The following is an 18,817-nucleotide window of genomic DNA, read 5'->3' as shown; positions in this document are numbered from 1 at the left end:
GCGGTACTTGCCTCCGCCCCCTGGCCCCGATCCCAGGCCTTCCCCCGGCCTGCCGCCGGGCCCGCCCTCAGCGGGATCTGCGCGGCAAACGCCAGGCGTTGCCAGGGACGGGGCAATCTTTGCGGCGGAGCGCCTGCGCGCCGCCGCGCCACGACAGAGCAAAGGAGAGCCTATGAACGACATCCTGAATCTCTGGTCACAGTGGCTGCGCCCCTCGGCGGGGCTCGCAGCCGTGCACTGGGCCATCTTGCTGGCACTGGCCTCGATCGCGGGCTACCTGTGCCAGCGGCACATGGGCATGCCCAAGGTCGTCGGCTATTCGCTCGTGGGCGCGCTGGCCGGCTTCCTGGGCTTTTCGGGCGTGCAATGGCCGCTGCAGGGCGCCGTGCTGTTCCTCGTGGAGCTGGGCGCCTCGGTGGTGCTGTTCGAATGCGGCGGCCGCATCACGCTGCGCTGGTTCCGCCACAACCCCATGGTGCTGGTGCAGAGCATTCTGGAGTCCGCACTCAGCTTCACGGCGGTCTATCTGCTGCTGCGCCTGATCCAGCTGGATGCCAAGATCGCTGCCCCCCTGGCCATCATCGCGATGGCCTCCTCGCCCGTGCTGCTGCGCCGCGTGGCCGAGGACATGCATGCGGCCGGCCCCGTGACCGACCGGGCCATGGTGCTGGCCACCCTGTCCACGCTGTACATGCTGACGCTGGGCAGCGCACAGGCGCAATCGGTGGCGCGGCCCGAGGCATCGCTGCTGGGCACGCTGGCCTCGATCATGGTGGTGCTCGGCGTCTCCGCGGCCATGGCCGTGCTGCTGGGCCTGCTGATGCGCCTGTCGCTGCGCATCATGAGCCCGACCAGCGAGAACACGTCCATTCTGATGCTGGCACTGATCGCGGCCACCACGGCTGTCTCGTCCCACCTCGGCGGCTCTGCCCCGCTGTCCGCCCTGCTCGGCGGGCTGCTGCTCAAGCACCTGCACCCGCGCCCCTGGGCCTGGCCGCGCCAGATGGGCACGGCCTCGACGTTGCTGACCATGCTGATGTTCGTGCTGGTCTCGGGCGTGGCAGCCACGGCATCCTGGGGCGGCACCGTGGTGCTGGCCGTGCTGGCCCTGGTGGGCGCGCGCCTGCTGGCCAAGACCGTGGGCGTGACGCTGGGCAACCTGGGCTCGGGTACGAGCTGGCGCCAGTCGATCTGGGTAGCCTGCGCGATGACGCCCATGTCGGCCGTGGCCCTGCTGATCACCTCGCAGTATGTGCTGGCCATGCCCCAGGCCGGCCCCCTGATCGCGGGCATTGCCCTGCCCGTCATCCTGCTGCTGGAGCTGGCCGGATCGGCCGTTGCCACCTGGGCGCTGCACCGCGCCGGCGAAGGCGCCGGCTGGCGCGAGATACGCCACGAAACCGGCACGCCCAGCCAGACCGCGCCCGCACCGCTGATGCCCGACACCTCGGAGGACCGCCATGCCGCTTGAGCCATTCCACGATTCTTCGCCGCTGACGCTGGGTGTGGAGCTGGAGCTGCAATTGCTCAGCAGCCACGACTACAACCTGGCCCCTTACGCGCCCGACATGCTGCGCCTGATGCACAAGGAATCCGTGCCCGGCAGCGTGGTGCCCGAGATGACCAGCAGCATGATCGAGATCTCGACCGATGTCTGCCACAGCGCCTCCGAGGTCCATGCCCAGCTCGCGCAGACGCGCGACGCCCTGGTGCGCAGCGCGGACAAGCTCAACATCGCCGTGGCCGGCGGCGGCACGCATCCGTTCCAGCTGTGGCACCAGCAGCGCATCTACGACAAGCCGCGCTTCCAGGAGCTGTCGGCGCTGTACGGCTATCTGAGCAAGCAGTTCACCATCTTCGGCCAGCATGTGCACATCGGCTGCCCGAGCGCCGATGCGGCACTGGTCATGCTGCACCGCATGTCGCGCTACATCCCGCACTTCATCGCGCTGTCGGCTTCCAGCCCCTTCGTGCAGTCGCAGGACACGGCCTTCGACTCGGCGCGGCTGAATTCAGTGTTCGCCTTCCCGCTGTCGGGCCGCGCGCCCTGCGTGCTGCGCTGGTCCGAGTTCGAGCAGTACTTCGAGAAGATGACGGCCACGGGCGTGGTCAAGAGCATGAAGGACTTCTATTGGGACATCCGCCCCAAGCCCGAGTTCGGCACCATCGAGGTCCGCGTCTTCGACACGCCGCTGACCATCGAGCGCGCCGCGGCCCTGGCCGGCTATGTGCAGGCGCTGGCAGCCTGGTTCCTGGATACGGAGCCCTTCACGCCGCAGGAGGACGACTACCTGGTCTACACCTACAACCGCTTCCAGGCCTGCCGCTTCGGCCTGCAGGCCGTCTATGTGGACCCGGCCACGGGCCAGCACATGCCGCTGGCCGAGCACATCGCGCGCACCATGGATGCCATCGCGCCGCAGGCCGAGCGCCTGGGCGCGGCCAAGGTGCTGCAGACGCTGCGCAGCGACGTGCAGGCCGGCAGCAACGACGCGCGCTGGCTGCGCGACCGCCAGCGCGAGGAGCAGTTGCTGGCCGAGGTTTCGCGCCAGGCATCGCTGCGCTTTCGCGGCACGGCGGCCTGAGGCGGGCGCGGGACAGCAGCCTATTCGGGCTGTATGCCCGCCGCCTGGATCACCTGGCCCCACTTGCGGGTTTCGGCCGCCTGGAAGGCCGCCAGCTCCCGGGGCGACGCGCTCCAGCCCTCGGAGCCCGACATCTCGAAGAAGGATTGGGCGCCCGGGCTGTGCACGGCGTCGGACAGCAGGCGGTTGAGCTTGGCCACCACGGCCTGGGGCGTGCCGGCCGGCGCATAGGCGGCAAACCAGTAGCCCATGTCATAGCCCTTTACGCCGGCCTCTTCCAGCGTGGGCACATCGGGCAGCTGCGGGCTGCGCCTGGTGGTCGAATAGGCCAGCGCGCGCAGCTTGCCGGACTTGATCTGGGGCACGCCGGTCGAGGTGTCGGTGATCATCAGATCGATCTGGCCGCCCAGCAGATCGGTGATGGCCAGCGGATTGCTCTTGTAGGGCACGTGCATCAGGTCCACGCCGGCCAGCTGCTTGAGCATTTCGCCGGCCACGCGGCTCGACGAGCTGCCGCTGCCGAACGACAGCTTGCCGGGCTGCTTCTTCGCCGCCGCCAGCAGGTCTGCCACGCTCCTGTACGGCGCATCGGCGCGCACCACCAGCACCTGGCCGCCCTTGCCCAGGCCGGCCACGGGCGCGAAATCCCTGACCGCGTCATACGGCAGCTTCTTGTACAGGTGCTGGTTGGCCGCATGCGTGGTGTTGGTGGTGATCAGCACCGTGTAGCCGTCAGGCGCGGAGCGCGCCACCTGCTGGGCCGCGATCATGCCGCTGGCGCCGCCCTTGTTCTCGACCACCACGGGCTGCCGGCTGGCCGTGCTCACGGCCTGGCCCAGTGCCCGCGCCAGCTGGTCCGTGGCACTGCCGGCCGCAAACGGCACGACAAAGGTGATGGGCTTGGACGGATAGTCCTGCGCCAGGGCGGGCGCCGTGGCCGCCACGGTGCAGGCGGCCAGCGCCAGCAGGTTGCGGCGCGAGAAATGGCGGGAAATGTTCATGTCTGTCTCCTTTGTTGTGGTGAATGGTCCGAGGGGGCTATTCAGGCGCCAGATGCGGCAGCAGCGCGGCCGGCACGTCGACCGGCATCTGCAGCAGCCAGTACGACAGCGCCTTGCCATGGCTGTCGAGGTTGAGCGCGTCGTTGACGCCGCCGTCCAGCACCTCGTCCAGCACCCAGTTCATGGCCTGCAGGCGCTCCAGCACGAAGCGCTGCACGCGCGCAGGCTGCCGCGCCGCGAAATGCGCGGCCACCCGCTGCTCGGTGACCTGCTCCACCAGCACCTGCCAGCAGGCGGTATTCCAGGCGATCAGGCTGATGTTGGAGCGGTTGCCCTTGTCGCCCGTGCGTCCGTGGGCCAGGCGGTACAGCGGCACCGTGCTTGGCTGTGGCGTGCTGTTCATGCAGTGTCCTCCCCGGCCCAGTTCCAGCCCGTGGCAATGCGGTGCTGCGGCAGCAGGCAGGACACCGTGCCCAGCCGCGCGCGCAGCGCCGTGCGCACCCCCCCGCCGCCAGCCGGCCCGCAGGTGTAGAGCGCATTGACCTCGCGCGGCAGGCGCTGCGCCTCGGCCCGGGTGGGGCGCAACCAGGCGGCGCGCAGGCGCACGTCCTGGGGCGTGCCAACCGACGGGGACAGCGCTTCGCGCCAGCGGCCGGCGTCATCGCCCAGCACGCTGGCCACGCCTATCCAGTCCAGGCGCAGGCCGCCTGCGGCCTCGCCGCCCAGGCGTTCGCGCAGCACGTCACCGGCCAGCCGGACACGCTCCAGTGCCCGCGGGCCGGCATAGGAGATTTCGCCCTCGGCCAGCCAGCCCGAGGCATGGCAGACATTGACCTTGTAGTGGCCGTTGTGCGCATGGCCGCGCACGCCGCTCAGGCGCACGGCGTCGGGCCCCGCCTGGCGCACCTCGGCGTCACGGAGATCGGCCACCACATCGGGCGTGAGGTAGGCGGCCGGATCGTGCACCTCGTACAGCAGCTGTTCCTTGACCGTGCGCTCGCTGACCAGGCCACCCGTGCCCTCGGGCTTGGTGATGGTGCAGTCGCCCGAGCTGTCGATGATGGCAATGGGATAGCCGAGCCGCGCCAGGCCCTGCACGTCCTTGAAGCCGGGATCGGCGAAATAGCCGCCCGTGACCTGGGCCCCGCATTCGAGCAGATGGCCAGCCATGGTTGCGCGCGCCAGACGGTCCCAGTCGTCCCAGGCCCAGCCGAAATGCGCCACGGCAGGCCCCAGGGTCAGAGAAGGGTCGGACACGCGCCCGGCCACCACGATCTCGGCGCCGGCTTGCAGGGCCTCGGCGATCGCCCGCGCACCGATATAGGCATTGGCGCTGACCAGCGCTTCCTCGGGGAAGTCCTTGCCCAGCGCGGACCGCAGCGCCTCGCGGTGCGCCGGGCCGCTGACATCGTCGCCATGCACGACGGCGATGCGCGGCGCGCGCAGGCCCAGGCGCCTGGCCAGCCCGGCGATGCAGCGCGCCGCCCCCTGCGGGTTGGCTGCGCCGAAATTGCTCACGATGCGTATGCCGTGCGCCAGGCAGTCGGCCAGCACGGGCTGCAGCAATTCTTCGAGCAGCGGCTCGTAGCCGGCATCGGGTTGCTCGCGGCGCGCAAGCTGGGCCAGGGCCAGCGTGCGCTCGGCCAGGGTCTCGAAAATCAGGCAGGCGGGCTGGCCGCTGGCCGCCAGGGCCCGTACCACGGGCGCGGCCGCGTCGGTGCGGTCGCCCGAGAAGCCGGCCGCGCATCCCACCCGCAATGGAGGTTTTTCCAGGTTCTGCATGGGAGCCAATGTAGGCAACGCCTGTTAATCTGTGAAATCGATTGTTCATATCGACTCATCCAAATTCCAGATGAATATTTCTTCGCGGCAGCTCGACGCCTTCATCACTTTGGCGCGGCTCAGCAATTTCACGCTGGCAGCCCGGCGCTGCCATCTGTCGCAGCCGGCTTTCAGCGCCTTGATCAAGGGCCTGGAGGACGGCGTGGGCGTGCGCCTGTTCGACCGCAGCACGCGCCATGTGGCGCTGACTCCGGAAGGAGCGCAGTTCCTGGAGGCCGCGCAGCGCATACGCACCGATCTGGGCGACGCCGTGCAGAGCCTGCGTGAGGCGGCGGCCCTGCAGCGCGGGCGCGTGTCCATCGCCCTGCTGCCTTCGCTGGCTGCGGCCTGGCTGCCGCCCGTGCTGGCGCTGTTCCATGCACGCCATCCGGGCATACAGCTGCAGGTGTCGGACCTGCTGTCCGAGCCCTGCATCGCCCAGGTGGCCTCGGGCCAGGCGGACCTGGCGCTGGCCGCCATACGCGCCGACACCGAGGAACTGCAGGCCGAGTGGTTCTGCGCCGACCAGTTGCACCTAGTGTGCCGTGCCGGCCATCCGCTGGCCGCGCTGGCGGCGCCGCGCATGGCCGATCTGCAGCCCTACCCCTTCATCCAGCTGGCGCGCCACAGCAGCGTGCGCCAGTACCTCGAATCCCAGGCCGCAGCGCCCGCGCTCGACACCCTGCTCGAAGTCGAACATCTGGCCACGGTGATGGGCATGGTGCGCGCGGGCCTGGGCATCAGCGTGGTGCCGGCACTGGCCCTGTTCCACTTCGGCCAGCCCGATCTCGTGACCCGGCCGCTGGCCGATGCCCACCGCCGACGCGACCTGTATCTGGTGCGCAGGCGCCACCGCAGCCTGTCGCCGGCCGCCCAGGCCTTTCATGCGCTGGCACTGGAGCACCGGCCCCGCACCACCGGCGGGGCGCCAGCGGATGCCGCACAATAGCCTGTACGACTTGCGCAAGTCCCGGCCCGGTTACTGCATATGACTTCCTCTCCTACCGATCTTCCCGCCCCCGCACGCATTGCCATCATGGGCGCCGGTGCCGTGGGCTGCTACTACGGCGGCATGCTGGCGCGCGCGGGGCACTCCGTGGTGCTCATCGGCCGGCCCGCGCATGTGCAGGCCGTGCAGCGTGACGGTCTGCGGCTGCAGACCCAGAGCTTCGACGAGCGCATACGCCTCGAAGCCAGCTGCGACGCGGCTGCCGTGGCCGGTGCGCAACTGGTGCTGATGAGCGTCAAATCCACCGATACCGAGGCGGCCGCCGAGCAGTTGCGTCCCCACCTCGCTCCGGACGCCCTGATCGTCACGCTGCAAAACGGCGTGGACAACGCGCGCCGCCTGCGCGCGGCCCTGCCCGGCCAGGCCGTGGCCGCCGCCGTGGTCTATGTGGCGGTGGAAATGGCGGGCCCCGGCCATGTGCGACACCATGGGCGCGGCGAGCTGCTGCTGGAACCGGCGCCGGCCAGCGCGGCAGCGGCCGACCTGCTCAACAGGTCCGGCGTGCCCACGCAGATTTCGGCCGATGCAGAGGCCGCGCTCTGGACCAAGCTCGTCATCAACTGCGCCTACAACGCGCTCTCGGCCATTGCGCGCCAGCCCTACGGCCCGCTCGTGCAGCAGGCTGGCGTGGCGCAGGTGATGGACGACGTGGTCGGCGAATGCCTGGCCGTGGCGCGCGCCGAGAACGTGGTGCTTTCGGAGCCGAAGATACGCGAGGCCGTGCACGGCCTGGCGCGCAGCATGCCCGCACAATACTCGTCCACCGCCCAGGACCTGATGCGCGGCCGCGGCACGGAGATCGACCACCTCAACGGCCACATCGTGCGCCGCGGCGCCGCTCACGGCATTCCCACGCCGGCCAACCGCGTGCTGCATACGCTGGTCCACCTGGTGCAGCACCAGCCCTCACACGACTGAAAAGAACCTACCGTGGGTGAATTCGACCTGATCCGCCGCTTTTTCCAGCGCCCCGTGCACCATGCCGCCCTGGGCGTGGGCGACGATTGCGCGCTGCTCGCGCCCCGGCCCGGCATGCAGCTGGCCATCTCCAGCGACATGCTGGTCGAAGGCCGCCACTTCTTTGCCGATGTCGACCCCGCCGCGCTGGGCCACAAGGCGCTGGCAGTGAACCTCAGCGACCTGGCCGCCTGTGGCGCCAGGCCGCTGGCCTTCACGCTGGCCCTGGCCCTGCCCAGGGCCGACGAGGCCTGGGTCGGCGGCTTTGCCCAGGGCCTGCTGGCGCTGGCCGATGCGCATGGCTGCGAGCTGATAGGCGGCGACACCACGCAAGGCCCGCTCAACATCTGCATCACCGTGTTCGGCGAAGTGCCTGCGGGCCAGGCCCTGCTGCGCAGCGGCGCCCGGCCGGGCGACGACATCTATGCCAGCGGCACGCTGGGCGATGCGCGCCTGGCGCTGGAAGCCATGCTGGGCCATGTGGCCCTGCCCCTGGAAGCGCTGCAGGCCGCGCGCCGGCGGCTGGAACGCCCCACGCCCCGCGTGGCCCTGGGCCTTGCGCTGCGCGGCATTGCCAGCAGCGCACTGGACGTGAGCGACGGCCTGACCGGCGACCTGGGCCATATCCTGCGGGCCAGCGGCGTGGGCGCCACGCTGGATGCGCAAGCCACTTCGCAATTGATAGCTGCCCGCGCACTGTTTACAAGCCCCGACAGCTCTTTGCCGCCAGATCTCCTGCACCAGTGCACGCTGGCGGGCGGCGACGATTACGAGCTGGCGTTTACGGCACCGGCATCCCGCCGCGAAGCCGTGCAGGAGGCCGCCCGGCGTGCCGGCGTGCCGGTCACGCGCATCGGCACGGTGGAGGGCACGCCCGGCCTGCGCGTGGTGGACGGCAACGGACAGCCGCTGGCCGCGCGCTACGCCTCGTTCGACCATTTCGGGAGCATCTGAGTGATCGTCCGCGACCGCCCCTCCCTGCTGCGCCTGTTCCTCATCGTGCGCGGCTCGGTGATCGTGAGGATCTACCCTCAGCTCCTGCTGCTGTTTGCGCTGTCCTGCCTCGTGATCACACTGCACCGCGCCTACCCAGGCTCGGTGCCGGCCATGCCCAGCGCACCGTTCTCGCTGCTGGGCATCACGCTGTCGATCTTCCTGGGTTTTCGCAACAACGCCAGCTACGACCGCTGGTGGGAGGCACGCAAGGACTGGGGCCAGCTGCTCTACACCATGCGCGACTTCGCCCGCCAGACCCAGCTGCTGGAAGATCTGCCGGACGGCGCGCAGCCGCGGCGCGAACTGCTGCAGCTGGGCGTGGGCTTCACGCACCTGCTCGTCGATCACCTGCGCTCTGCCAATCCGCGCGGCAACGCCGCGGCCTGGCTGCCGCCCGCGCTGCAGCAGCAATTACCGGACAGCCGCAACGCGCCCGATCTGGTGCTGCGCCACATCGGGGCCCGGCTGGCGCAGCTGCGCCGGCAAGGCCGCATCAGCGACATCGAATACAGCCTGCTGGACGCCACCGTGGGCCGCATGTCGCTGGTGCTGGCGGCCTGCGAGCGCATCCGCAACACGCCCGTGCCCTTCGGCTACACGCTGCTGATGCACCGCACGGCCTATCTGTTCTGCTTTCTGCTGCCCTTCGGCTTTGTCGATTCGCTGGGCTGGGCCACGCCGTTCGCCACCACGCTGATCGCCTATACCTTCTTCGGGCTCGACGCGCTGGGCGAGGAACTCGAAGAGCCCTTCCACCTGCACCCCAACGGCCTGGCGATCGCGGCCATGGCCGACGTGATCGAGATCAATCTGCGCGAGGCGCTGGGCGAGACGGACCTGCCGCCGCTGCCCATGCCCGTCGCCGACCTGCTGACCTGACGCCATGACCGACAACATATCGCAAGACCTGCCGCAAGCGCCCATGCATGCCGCGCCAGACGCTATCCATATAAAAGCGCCACAGGACGCACCCATCGCGCATCCCTCGGTGGCCTTCATGCTGCGCCACCCGGCCCATCTGATCGCCATCGGTTTCGGCTCGGGCCTGCCGCGCATCGCACCCGGCACCGTGGGCACGCTATGGGCCTGGGTGGCCTACCTGGTGCTGCAACTGTGGCTGGACAAGGCGCAGATCGGCTGGCTCATCGCCGCCGGCATCCCCGTGGGCTGGTGGGCCTGCACGGTCACGGCACGGCACATGCGCGTGGCCGACCCCGGCCATGTGGTGTGGGATGAGATCGTGGCCTTCTGGATCGTGCTGTGGCTGGCCATGCCCATGGGTTTCTGGGGCCAGTGCGCGGCGTTTGCGCTGTTTCGCTTCTTCGACGCGGTCAAGCCGCAGCCCGTCCAATGGGCCGACCGGCTGTTCAAGGGCTTCGGCCCGCGCGGCGGCTGGGGCATCATGTTCGACGACCTGGTAGCCGCCTTCTGCGCCCTGCTGGTCATGGCGCTCTGGAAGCACTTCACCCACTGACCCGGAAAACTGCATCCATGTCCACGACCACTCCCCAATTGGTAGAACAGCTGGCCGAACGCCTGATGGAAAAAGGCTGGATGCTGGCCACGGCCGAAAGCTGCACAGGCGGCATGATTGCCGCGGCCTGCACCGACCTGGCCGGCTCCAGCAACTGGTTCGACCGCGGCTTCGTGACCTACTCCAACGAGGCCAAGCAGGACATGCTGGGCGTGCCCCAGGCACTGATCGCCGCGCACGGCGCCGTCAGCGAGCCCGTGGCCCGTGCCATGGCCAGCGGCGCCGTGGCGCATTCGGGCGCACGCTGCGGCGTGGCCGTGACCGGCGTGGCCGGCCCTGGCGGCGGCAGCGAGGCCAAGCCCGTGGGCACGGTCTGGTTCGGCTGGCATCTAGAGGGGGACAGTCCGCAAACGCATGCCGAGTGCCTGCGCTTCGACGGCGACCGAGCCCAGGTACGGCAAGCCACCGTGCGGCATGCGCTGCACAGACTGCTGCAGCTGATGGCGTGACTAGGACTTCAAGGCCCTGACGAGCTTGAGCGCAATGTCCTTGAGCGGCGCATCGAGCTGGCGGTAGCTTTCCAGCAGCCGCAGTTCATCTGCGGGCAAGGCCGCCGACTCGCTCTCCAGCCCTGCCGTCAGCTCCAGCGCCGTGGTCTGCAGCGCCAGCGCCACACGCGCCAGGGTGTCGTTCCTGAGCGTGCGGATGGCGCCCGATTCGATCTGCGACACGGCCGAGGCCGTGATGCCCGCCGCCTCGGCCAGCCGCGCCTGGCTCATGGCCAGCGCATGGCGGCGCGCGCGTATGCGCTCACCAATATGCTTCATGGTCTGCGTATCTGCCAACAGAAATGGAACCGAGCTGGGCGCCCGAACTCGCGCGCACCAGGCCAGAGACATCGAGCAGGGGCCGCCTGGCAGCGAGGAGGTCGTCCCGTTGCACGCCGCCCCTTCCAGGGGGAGCGGCGCAGCCGCTCAGGGGGTGGCTATATCATCCTCCGTGGCACTTCTTGAACTTCTTGCCGCTGCCGCAGGGGCAGGGGTCGTTGCGGCCGGGCTGCTCGCCCTTGACGATGGTTTCCTGGCGCGGGCCCATGCTCTTCCAGATGCGGCGCAGGTCGTACAGTGCCCAGATGGCTTCGCCGAAGGCGTTGACGCGCTCTTCGCTGGTCGAGGCGGGGCCGTCCTCGTCGTACATGCAGATCGTGGGCGTGCCGGTATCGTCCTCGGTCAGGGCCACGATGGCGTCCAGCGCTTCGTCCAGCCACTGGGCGGCCTCCTTGTCGCGCGGCGCAGCCCACTCCTCGGCCCAGTTCTCCACGACGAACATGAAGCCCAGCGCCCAGATCTGGCCGAACGAGGGGATCTCGCCATCCTCGACCTCGGCGCGCTCTTCTTCGGGCAGGCTCAGGATGGCGCCCCGCGTGTCCATGGCTTCGGGGTGGAAGGCGCGCTCGTCCTCCAGCGACTTCACGTCGGCGTCCAGCTGGGCTCGGGCCTCGGCCATGCGCAGCTCGAACAGCTCCAGGAAGCGCGCCTGCTGGGCTTCGTCCTTGAAGACTTCCAGCTTGGGCAGGGCCGCACCGGGCGCGACTTCGAGCGAGGCGCCATCGCCCAGCAGCATGGGCAGGTATTCCTCCGGACCAATGGGACGGCGCGTGCAGACCAGGGCGGTCAGGAAACCGTCGCAGAACTCCCACTGGGGGATTTCCTCGCCGCGCGTGCGCAGGTCGTCGAGCAGATCGTCCAGCTCTTCGAGGCGGTCGGCGTTAAGCGCGGGTTCCAGGCCGGCTTGCAGTTCGGTATCGGGGGTGGCTTTGTCTTGCATAGGAAGGCTTTTATGATGGTCCGGCGTCCGTCTCCAACAACAGAGCAGGCGCAGGGCCGAAGATGGGGCGCTGCATCGCGCAGTGGATGCAGGTGTCGAGGCTGGCAGTTTAGCGGCCGATCATCAACATGCCCCGCCACAGGAATATCGCAGGAGTTTGCCGGTGCGTCTCAGAGACAGCTTTCCCATGCGCTACAGCGCGTTCTTCATCTGTGCAGCGGTATGCGCGATATCGCTGTACACGACGGCGGTACACGGTCGGGGCCTGTGGTGGCTGCTGGCCTCGGCCATCCTGGTGCTGCTCGGCCTGTGGGACCTGCGCCAGAGGCAGCACGCCGTGCTGCGCAACTATCCCCTGCTCGGGCATTTGCGCTTTCTCTTCGAGTACATCCGGCCCGAAATCCGCCAGTACTTCATCGAGGGCGACACCGAAGCCCAGCCTTTCTCGCGCTCGCAGCGCTCCCTGGTCTACCAGCGCGCCAAGAGCCAGGTGGACAACCGCCCGTTCGGCACGCAACTCGATGTCGGCGCGCACGGCTACGAATGGGTCAACCACTCCATGCTGCCGACCAAGCTGGCTTCGCACGACTTCCGGCTCTGGATCGGCGGCTCGCCCGACAGCCCGTCGCCCTCGGTGGAGCCCTGCACCCAGCCCTACCATGCCAGCGTATTCAACATCTCGGCCATGAGCTTCGGCGCGCTGTCGGCCAATGCCATCCTGGCGCTGAACCAGGGCGCCCGGATGGGCGGCTTCATCCACGACACGGGCGAGGGTTCGATTTCCGAGCACCACCGCGTGCACGGCGGCGACCTGATCTGGGAAGTGGCATCGGGCTATTTCGGCTGCCGCAATGCGGACGGCACGTTCAGCGAGGAGAAATTCGTCGCCAACGCCACCAGCCCCCAGGTCAAGATGATCGAGATCAAGCTCAGCCAGGGCGCCAAGCCCGGCCACGGCGGCGTGCTGCCCGGAGCCAAGGTCACTCCTGAAATCGCAGCTGCCCGGGGTGTGCCTGTGGGCGTGGACTGCATTTCGCCTTCCAGCCACAGCGCCTTTGCCACGCCCGTGGAACTCATGCATTTCATCGCGCGGCTGCGGCGCCTGTCGGGCGGCAAGCCCACGGGCTTCAAGTTCTGCGTGGGCCATCCGTGGGAATGGTTCGCCATGGTCAAGGCCATGCTGGAGACCGGCATCACGCCGGACTTCATCGTCGTCGACGGAGCCGAAGGCGGCACGGGCGCAGCACCCGTCGAGTTCGTCGACCATGTAGGCGTGCCGCTGCAGGAGGGCCTGCTGCTGGTGCACAACACGCTGATCGGCGTCAACCTGCGCGAGCGCATCAAGATCGGCGCGGCCGGCAAGGTGATCACGGCCTTCGACATCGCGCGCATGATGGCCTTGGGCGCCGACTGGTGCAATTCGGGCCGAGGCTTCATGATGGCCCTGGGCTGCATCCAGGCCCAGACCTGCCATACCGGCACCTGCCCCACGGGCGTGACCACGCAGGACCCGGTGCGCCAGCAGGCACTGGTCGTGCCCGACAAGGCCACGCGCGTAGCCAACTTCCACCGCAACACCCTGCATGCGCTGCTGGAGCTGGTCCAGGCCGCAGGCCTCACGCATCCCAACGAGATCACGGCCCACCATATCGTGCGCCGCATGAACGATACCCAGGTCAGCCTGCTGTCCAACCTGGTGCTGCGCGTGGAGCCCGGCTCGCTGCTGGGGCCGCTGGACCGGCAGCACAAGGTGTTCCAGAACTACTGGCCGCTGGCCGACGCCCACAGTTTCCAGCCACTGCAACCGCCCATGCTGCGCCCTTCGGCGCCAGGCCATCCGGCGGAGGCACAATCGCAGGTTTCGCCTTCGCGTGAGGGCATCTGGACCTGAGGGCGCATCGTAGCCCTCGCCGCCCAGCCACCTCGCGCTTTTTCCAGTCTCCAGCTTTCGCCGTGCCAGCCGCCTCCACACCCCCGCTTTCCGAACACCAGCTCCAGCCCGTGGTGGACTACGACGCCTTTCTGGCCGCGCACATGGCGCAGCCGCACGGCATCATGCGCTACGACCTGGAAAGCGAGACGCTGTGGGTCAAGCGGGCCAACGCGGGCAACCCCGGCTGGCATTACCGTCTGCTCGATGTGCTGGCCGGCCTGCTGCGCCTGCCGGTGCTGGAGCCCGTGCCCAATCCCGGCGGAGCAGAAACCATACGCACCGAAGTCCGGCGCCTGCGCAATTTCGCCGCTGCGGGCCTGCGCGTGCCCCAGGTGCTGGCAGTCGCGGAGACGGCTTTCGTGATGCGCCACCTGGGCCGTCCCGGCCAGGAGGCGCCTTCGCTGAGCAATGCCATCGAACACGCCATCGCCCAGGGCAGCGAGGCCGTGCTGGCGCTGTGGCGCCAGGGCCTGCTGGCCATTGCCGAAGTCCATGCCAGGGGCGAGGTGCTGAGCCAGGCCGCAGCGCGCAACATGGTGTGCTGCGCCGATGGCGTGATCGGCTTCATCGACTTCGAGGACGACCCGGCCGCCCACCTGCCGCGCGCCGTCTGCATGGCGCGCGATGCGCTCAACTATGCCCAGTCCACCGCACTGTTTCTGCAGCAGGCTGGCGCCATGAAACAGGCACAAACGCACTGGGCCGCTTTCGTGCAACAACTGCCGGACGACGCGCAGCAGGTACTGGTCCGCACCGTCAGAAAGCTGAGCTGCGTGCGCTTTCTGCCACGCAGCAGGCGACTGGGCCGCGATACGCTGCGCGTACTGGCCGCCCACGATTTGCTGGCCGCAGCGCCTGTGCAATTGCTTGCAAAGCCGTAGCATCCGTCGCCCGGCAATATGCGACCCCATCAAGAAAGCCCCGCATTGCGGGGCTTTCTTGATGGGAGTCATGATGGCAAGGCTTCAGATCTTCAACGCCAGATCATTCGCATCCTCGACCTGGCCATCCAGCGCCGCATTGAGCTGCTCGTAGTCCAGCGCATTCTCCCAGCGCGACACCACCACGGTGGCCACGGCATTGCCGATGAAGTTGGTCAGCGAGCGGCATTCGGACATGAAGCGGTCCACGCCCAGGATCAGCGCCATGCCCGCCACGGGCACCTCGGGCACCACGGCCAGCGTGGCCGCCAGAGTAATGAAGCCTGCTCCCGTCACGCCGGCAGCGCCCTTGGAAGACAGCATGGCCACCAGCAACAGCGCGACCTGGTGCCCCAGCGTCAGATGCGTGTCGGTTGCCTGGGCGATGAACAGCGCTGCCAGCGTCATGTAGATGTTGGTGCCGTCCAGGTTGAAGGAATAGCCGGTGGGAACCACCAGGCCCACGACGGACTTGCTGCAGCCGGCACGCTCCATCTTCTGCATCAGCGAAGGCAGGGCCGATTCGGAGGAGGACGTGCCCAGCACCAGCAGCAGCTCATCCTTCAGGTAGCGGATCAGCTTGAGCACCGAGAAGCCGCAGGCGCGGGCCACGGCGCCCAGAACTACCAGCACGAACAGTGCCGAGGTGATGTAGAAGGTCATCACCAGCTCGGCCAGGTTGACCAGCGATCCGAGGCCGAACTTGCCGATGGTGAAGGCCATGGCCCCGAATGCGCCGATGGGGGCCGCCTTCATCACGATGTTCACCAGCTTGAACACGGGCTTGGTCAGCGCTTCGAAGAAGTTCAGCACGGGTTTGCCGGTTTCGCCCGCCAGCGCCAGGGAAACGCCGAACAGCACGGCCACCAGCAGCACCTGCAGGATGTTGTCGCCGACGAACGGGCTGATCAGGGTCTTGGGAATGATGTCCATCACAAAACCGGTCAGCGTCATCTCGTGGGACTTGGCCACGTAGCCCTTGACGGCGGTCTGGTCCAGATCGGCCACATTGATGTGCATGCCGGAGCCCGGCTGCATCACATTGGCGACGATCAGGCCCACGACCAGCGCCAGGGTGGAGAAGGTCAGAAAATAGGCCATGGCCTTGCCGAAGACACGGCCCACCGTGCTCAGATGGCTCATGCCGGCAATACCGGTCACGATGGTCAGAAAGATCACCGGCGCGATGATCATCTTGATCAGCTTGATGAAGGCATCGCCAAACGGTTTCATGGCCTCGCCATAGGCGGGCTCGAAGTGGCCCAGCAGCACGCCGGCGACGATGGCGAGCACCACCTGGAAATACAGGTGGCGGTAGAACGGCAGCCGCTCGTGCGGGGCGGCCTGGGGGGAGATGGCTTGCATGATGCGCCTCGATGGAAACAGATGGCGAAAACAAATCGCAGATTCGCACCACGGTGGTGCTGGGTTGTTTCGGTTTGTACTGCGCAAGCCTTTGCCAGCCGATAACCTATTGGTATTAGAGAGGCGTCCTCCCTAGGCAAAACACCCCTCGACCAAGGGTAATCACCTACCCTCTCAATCCTCTTTCCACCTGTCTCTGACCATGCCTGCACCACGCCGACGCCTGTACTGGACCCTGCTGATCGTGACCGCGGGCATGCTGGCGTGCATGCTGCTGGCCAGCCAGGTGGCGCGCCAGCGCTCGCTGCACGGAGAAAGCCAGAACGTGCAGCGCCAGCTCATGCTCTATGCCCAGGCCCTGGGTCAGCGCATAGACCGCTACCGCACCCTGCCCGAAGTGCTGGCGCTGGACCCCGAACTGCGCGCCGCCCTGACCCATGCGCTGACACCGGCCGAGGTGGACAGGCTCAATCGCAAGCTCGAGCAGGCCAACGGGGCCAGCCAGTCGTCCACGCTGACGCTGCTCGACCTCAGCGGCCGCGCGCTGGCGGCCAGCAACTGGCGCGATGCGCACAGCAACGTCGGCGTCGATTACAGCTTCCGCCCCTATGTGCAGCAGGCGCTGGCCCAGGGCAGCGGGCGTTTTTACGGCATCGGCATGACCACGGGCCTGCCCGGCTACTTTCTGTCCGAAGCCATACGCGACGAACGCAACCGCATCACGGGGCTGATCGCGATCAAGATCGCCCTGCAGGAACTGGAACGCGAGTGGCGCCAGTCGCCCGACATCGTGCTGGCCTCGGACCGCCATGGCGTGACCTTTCTCGCCAGCCGCGACGAATGGCGCTACCGCCTGCTGCATCCGCTGACCCGCCAGGACGAGCAGGAGCTGGAGGCCACGCGCCAGTACGCCGACCAGCCGCTGCAACCCTCTCGCTACCGCATCACGGCGCAGGCCGGCGAGGGCGGCGTGCTGGTGCAGCTGGACGAACCGGCGGAGCCAGGACCTTTTCTCTGGCGGAGCCAGCCCTTGGCCGAGACCGACTGGCAGCTGCATCTGCTGCACAACACGCAAGCCACCACGGTGGCGGGCCGCTGGGCCGCGGCTGCTGCGGCCGGCCTGTGGCTGGCCCTGGCCCTGCTGGTGCTGTTCGTGCGGCAGCGCCAGCGCCTGGCAGCCCTGCGCCAGCGCAGCCGCCAGGAACTGGAAACCGTGCTGCACCAGCATGCGCAGGAGCTGCGCACCGCGCAGGACGGCATCGTTCAGGCCGCCAAGCAGGCGGACACGGGGCTGTCGCGCAGCCTGCAGCATCTGCCACAAGGTGTGGTGGTGATAGACAGCGAGCTGCGGCTCGTGGCATGGAACTCGCGCTATGTGGAGCTGTTCCGCTTTCCGCCCGAACTCATGCGCGTGGGCCAGCCCATCGAGGACCTGATACGCCACAACGCCAGGCGCGGGCTGCTGGGCCCGGGTCCCACGGAGGACGCGATCGCGCGCCGGCTCGCGCATCTGCGCAAAGGCACGCCCCACTTGCATGAAAGCGCCAAGAGCGACGGCACGGTGCTCGAGATCCGTGGCAACCCGCTGCCCGAAGGCGGCTTCGTGACCAGCTATGCCGACATCACCAGCTACAAGAACGCCGCGCGCGAACTGCGCTCGCTGGCCGACGCGCTGGAGCTGCGCATCGCCGAGCGGACCCGCGACCTGGACCAGGCCCGGCACGAGGCCGAGGAAGCCAACCGCTACAAGACCCGCTTCGTGGCTGCAGCCGTGCACGACCTGCTGCAGCCGCTGAACGCCGCGCGCATGTTCAGCTCGCTGCTGCGCAGCCATCTGCACGACGATGCCGGCCGCCGCGTGGCCGAGAGCATAGACGGCGCCCTGGCCGCGCAGGACGGCATTCTCAACAGCCTGCTCGACATCTCGCGCATGGAGTCGGGCCAGCTCGAAGTGCATGTGCGGGACTTCGCCCTGGGGCCGCTGCTGCAGGTCATGCACCACAACTTCGGCATCATTGCGCAAAGCCGCGGCCTGCGCCTGACCGCTGTGGACTCGCGCTACGCCATCCGCAGCGACGAAGCGCTGCTGCGCCGCATCCTGCAGAACCTGCTGTCCAACGCCATACGCTATACGCCCAAAGGCCGCGTGCTCATCGGCTGCCGGCGCCAGGGCGACCAATTGCGCATCGAGGTACACGACCAGGGCCCGGGCATTCCCGAAAGCCTGCAGCGCGAGATCTTCGAGGAATTCCGCCGCCTCGGCGAAGGCCATGACGAGGACCGCGGCGCCGGCCTGGGCCTGGCCATCGTGGAGCGCCTGGGCAGGCTGCTGGGCCATGAGATCGGGCTGCGCTCGCAGCTGGGCCGCGGCAGCGTGTTCTGGGTCTGCGTGCCGCTGGCCCCGGCCGCGCCGCAGGCGGCGCCAAGCGCTCCGGACGCCATCGCCCGCGAACCCGACCAGGATGCGCCTTTGCTCGGTGCCACTGCCTGGTATGTCGACGACGATGCCCCCAGCTGCGAGGCCGCGGCCGCCCTGCTTCGGCGCTGGGGCTGCAAGGTACTGTTCGCCGGTGGCCCGCAGGCTGCCCTGGACGCAGCCGCGCCGCAAACGGCTCCGCAGCTCGTGCTGCTGGATGTGCGCATGGGGAACTTCCATGGTCCCGACCTGTATCCGCAGCTGTGCGAGCGCTGGCAGCAGTCGCCCCAGGTCATCCTCGTCACGGCCGAGCACAACATCGCGCTGCGCCGCCAGGCCGCCGAGAAATCCTGGGGCTTTCTGCTCAAGCCGGTGCGGCCTGCGGCCCTGAGGGCGCTGATCAGCCAGATGCTGCTGAGGACTATGACGCATTGAAAGCCATCGCATGCACTCTACGGTGACATACGCAAACCAACGGCGTTTTCGCAGAAAACGCCAAGCGACGGCATGCAA

Annotated in this window: 17 protein-coding genes; 11 read left to right on the top strand and 6 right to left on the bottom strand. The window is 68.3% G+C overall.

Annotated features, from left to right (window positions below; all coding sequences use genetic code 11):
- The first annotated feature begins 172 nt into the window (after window positions 1-172).
- The gene (locus Cte04_RS08810) at window positions 173-1,471 is read left to right on the top strand and encodes a cation:proton antiporter (protein ID WP_066475564.1); all 1,299 of its coding nucleotides are present in this window, start codon (window positions 173-175) and stop codon (window positions 1,469-1,471) included.
- Window positions 1,461-2,585, top strand: a complete 1,125-nt coding sequence (locus tag Cte04_RS08805) for a YbdK family carboxylate-amine ligase (RefSeq protein WP_066475563.1) — start codon at window positions 1,461-1,463, stop codon at window positions 2,583-2,585. Before Cte04_RS08810 ends, Cte04_RS08805 begins: the two co-directional genes overlap by 11 nt.
- 20 nt (window positions 2,586-2,605) lie before the next feature.
- Here Cte04_RS08805 and Cte04_RS08800 read toward each other — a convergent pair whose 3' ends face one another.
- Genes Cte04_RS08800 through Cte04_RS08790 form a run of 3 tightly spaced genes read right to left on the bottom strand, consistent with a single transcriptional unit; the run spans window position 2,606 to window position 5,368 of the window.
- A complete protein-coding gene (locus tag Cte04_RS08800) occupies window positions 2,606-3,586 on the bottom strand; it encodes a Bug family tripartite tricarboxylate transporter substrate binding protein (RefSeq protein WP_066475562.1) in 981 nt (326 codons plus the stop codon).
- A 37-nt stretch (window positions 3,587-3,623) separates the two neighbouring features.
- Window positions 3,624-3,989, bottom strand: coding sequence for an AtuA-related protein (locus Cte04_RS08795; protein WP_066475560.1), 366 nt, complete (start codon window positions 3,987-3,989; stop codon window positions 3,624-3,626).
- Window positions 3,986-5,368 carry an acyclic terpene utilization AtuA family protein gene (locus Cte04_RS08790; RefSeq protein WP_066475558.1) on the bottom strand — a complete coding sequence of 461 codons (1,383 nt, stop codon included), beginning with the start codon at window positions 5,366-5,368 and terminating at the stop codon, window positions 3,986-3,988. Before Cte04_RS08790 ends, Cte04_RS08795 begins: the two co-directional genes overlap by 4 nt.
- A 70-nt stretch (window positions 5,369-5,438) precedes the next feature.
- Here Cte04_RS08790 and Cte04_RS08785 point away from each other — a divergent pair, with 70 nt between their 5' ends.
- The 6 genes from Cte04_RS08785 to Cte04_RS08760 all read left to right on the top strand — a co-directional run bounded on the left by Cte04_RS08785 (window position 5,439) and on the right by Cte04_RS08760 (window position 10,352).
- Window positions 5,439-6,356: a LysR family transcriptional regulator gene (locus Cte04_RS08785; protein WP_066475556.1), complete on the top strand. Its 918-nt coding sequence runs from the start codon at window positions 5,439-5,441 to the stop codon at window positions 6,354-6,356.
- A 39-nt stretch (window positions 6,357-6,395) separates the two neighbouring features.
- Entirely contained in the window at window positions 6,396-7,334 is a 939-nt protein-coding gene (locus tag Cte04_RS08780; protein WP_066475554.1) for a ketopantoate reductase family protein, read from the top strand.
- Window positions 7,335-7,346: 12 nt separating this feature from the next.
- Complete coding sequence (gene thiL / locus Cte04_RS08775; protein ID WP_066475552.1) at window positions 7,347-8,327, top strand: thiamine-phosphate kinase; 981 nt, start codon at window positions 7,347-7,349, stop codon at window positions 8,325-8,327.
- Window positions 8,328-9,248, top strand: coding sequence for a bestrophin family protein (locus tag Cte04_RS08770; protein ID WP_066475549.1), 921 nt, complete (start codon window positions 8,328-8,330; stop codon window positions 9,246-9,248).
- A 118-nt stretch (window positions 9,249-9,366) separates the two neighbouring features.
- Window positions 9,367-9,843, top strand: a complete 477-nt coding sequence (locus tag Cte04_RS08765) for a phosphatidylglycerophosphatase A family protein (protein WP_370671027.1) — start codon at window positions 9,367-9,369, stop codon at window positions 9,841-9,843.
- A 17-nt stretch (window positions 9,844-9,860) separates the two neighbouring features.
- Window positions 9,861-10,352, top strand: coding sequence for a CinA family protein (locus Cte04_RS08760; RefSeq protein ID WP_066475543.1), 492 nt, complete (start codon window positions 9,861-9,863; stop codon window positions 10,350-10,352).
- Here the strand turns inward: Cte04_RS08760 and Cte04_RS08755 are convergent, their stop codons facing one another.
- Both Cte04_RS08755 and Cte04_RS08750 read right to left on the bottom strand, forming a co-directional pair.
- Window positions 10,353-10,670, bottom strand: a complete 318-nt coding sequence (locus Cte04_RS08755; protein WP_066476156.1) for a type II toxin-antitoxin system RelB family anti-toxin — start codon at window positions 10,668-10,670, stop codon at window positions 10,353-10,355. It abuts the gene before it with no gap.
- Between the two features lie 163 nt (window positions 10,671-10,833).
- The gene (locus tag Cte04_RS08750; protein ID WP_066475536.1) at window positions 10,834-11,670 is read right to left on the bottom strand and encodes a YecA/YgfB family protein; all 837 of its coding nucleotides are present in this window, start codon (window positions 11,668-11,670) and stop codon (window positions 10,834-10,836) included.
- A gap of 187 nt (window positions 11,671-11,857) precedes the next feature.
- Here Cte04_RS08750 and Cte04_RS08745 point away from each other — a divergent pair, with 187 nt between their 5' ends.
- Together Cte04_RS08745 and Cte04_RS08740 are read left to right on the top strand one after the other, a co-directional pair.
- Window positions 11,858-13,561 (top strand): FMN-binding glutamate synthase family protein, encoded by a 1,704-nt coding sequence (locus Cte04_RS08745; RefSeq protein ID WP_066475534.1) that lies wholly within the window; start codon window positions 11,858-11,860, stop codon window positions 13,559-13,561.
- A gap of 143 nt (window positions 13,562-13,704) precedes the next feature.
- Window positions 13,705-14,484, top strand: a complete 780-nt coding sequence (locus tag Cte04_RS08740; RefSeq protein ID WP_066476155.1) for an RIO1 family regulatory kinase/ATPase domain-containing protein — start codon at window positions 13,705-13,707, stop codon at window positions 14,482-14,484.
- A gap of 84 nt (window positions 14,485-14,568) precedes the next feature.
- Here the strand turns inward: Cte04_RS08740 and Cte04_RS08735 are convergent, their stop codons facing one another.
- Window positions 14,569-15,888: a dicarboxylate/amino acid:cation symporter gene (locus Cte04_RS08735; RefSeq protein ID WP_066475532.1), complete on the bottom strand. Its 1,320-nt coding sequence runs from the start codon at window positions 15,886-15,888 to the stop codon at window positions 14,569-14,571.
- 202 nt (window positions 15,889-16,090) lie between these two features.
- Here Cte04_RS08735 and Cte04_RS08730 point away from each other — a divergent pair, with 202 nt between their 5' ends.
- Window positions 16,091-18,739: a hybrid sensor histidine kinase/response regulator gene (locus Cte04_RS08730; RefSeq protein WP_066475526.1), complete on the top strand. Its 2,649-nt coding sequence runs from the start codon at window positions 16,091-16,093 to the stop codon at window positions 18,737-18,739.
- Window positions 18,740-18,817 lie beyond the last annotated feature (78 nt).

Origin of the sequence: Comamonas terrae, from assembly GCF_001544075.1 — a bacterium.
Taxonomy (GTDB): Bacteria; Pseudomonadota; Gammaproteobacteria; order Burkholderiales; family Burkholderiaceae_C; genus Comamonas; species Comamonas terrae.
This window is presented reverse-complemented; position numbering and strand designations above follow the sequence as displayed.

Bases quoted from the DNA above. Each gene is read 5' to 3' on its own strand.
- Cte04_RS08730 (WP_066475526.1), top strand. From the start codon at position 16,091: ATGCCTGCACCACGCCGACGCCTGTACTGGACCCTGCTGATCGTGACC.
- Cte04_RS08765 (WP_370671027.1), top strand. From the start codon at position 9,367: ATGCTGCGCCACCCGGCCCATCTGATCGCCATCGGTTTCGGCTCGGGC.
- Cte04_RS08745 (WP_066475534.1), top strand. From the start codon at position 11,858: ATGCGCTACAGCGCGTTCTTCATCTGTGCAGCGGTATGCGCGATATCG.
- Cte04_RS08795 (WP_066475560.1), bottom strand. From the start codon at position 3,989: ATGAACAGCACGCCACAGCCAAGCACGGTGCCGCTGTACCGCCTGGCC.
- Cte04_RS08810 (WP_066475564.1), top strand. From the start codon at position 173: ATGAACGACATCCTGAATCTCTGGTCACAGTGGCTGCGCCCCTCGGCG.
- Cte04_RS08740 (WP_066476155.1), top strand. From the start codon at position 13,705: ATGGCGCAGCCGCACGGCATCATGCGCTACGACCTGGAAAGCGAGACG.
- Cte04_RS08760 (WP_066475543.1), top strand. From the start codon at position 9,861: ATGTCCACGACCACTCCCCAATTGGTAGAACAGCTGGCCGAACGCCTG.
- Cte04_RS08780 (WP_066475554.1), top strand. From the start codon at position 6,396: ATGACTTCCTCTCCTACCGATCTTCCCGCCCCCGCACGCATTGCCATC.
- Cte04_RS08785 (WP_066475556.1), top strand. From the start codon at position 5,439: ATGAATATTTCTTCGCGGCAGCTCGACGCCTTCATCACTTTGGCGCGG.
- Cte04_RS08755 (WP_066476156.1), bottom strand. From the start codon at position 10,670: ATGAAGCATATTGGTGAGCGCATACGCGCGCGCCGCCATGCGCTGGCC.
- Cte04_RS08735 (WP_066475532.1), bottom strand. From the start codon at position 15,888: ATGCAAGCCATCTCCCCCCAGGCCGCCCCGCACGAGCGGCTGCCGTTC.
- Cte04_RS08805 (WP_066475563.1), top strand. From the start codon at position 1,461: ATGCCGCTTGAGCCATTCCACGATTCTTCGCCGCTGACGCTGGGTGTG.
- Cte04_RS08750 (WP_066475536.1), bottom strand. From the start codon at position 11,670: ATGCAAGACAAAGCCACCCCCGATACCGAACTGCAAGCCGGCCTGGAA.
- Cte04_RS08790 (WP_066475558.1), bottom strand. From the start codon at position 5,368: ATGCAGAACCTGGAAAAACCTCCATTGCGGGTGGGATGCGCGGCCGGC.
- Cte04_RS08800 (WP_066475562.1), bottom strand. From the start codon at position 3,586: ATGAACATTTCCCGCCATTTCTCGCGCCGCAACCTGCTGGCGCTGGCC.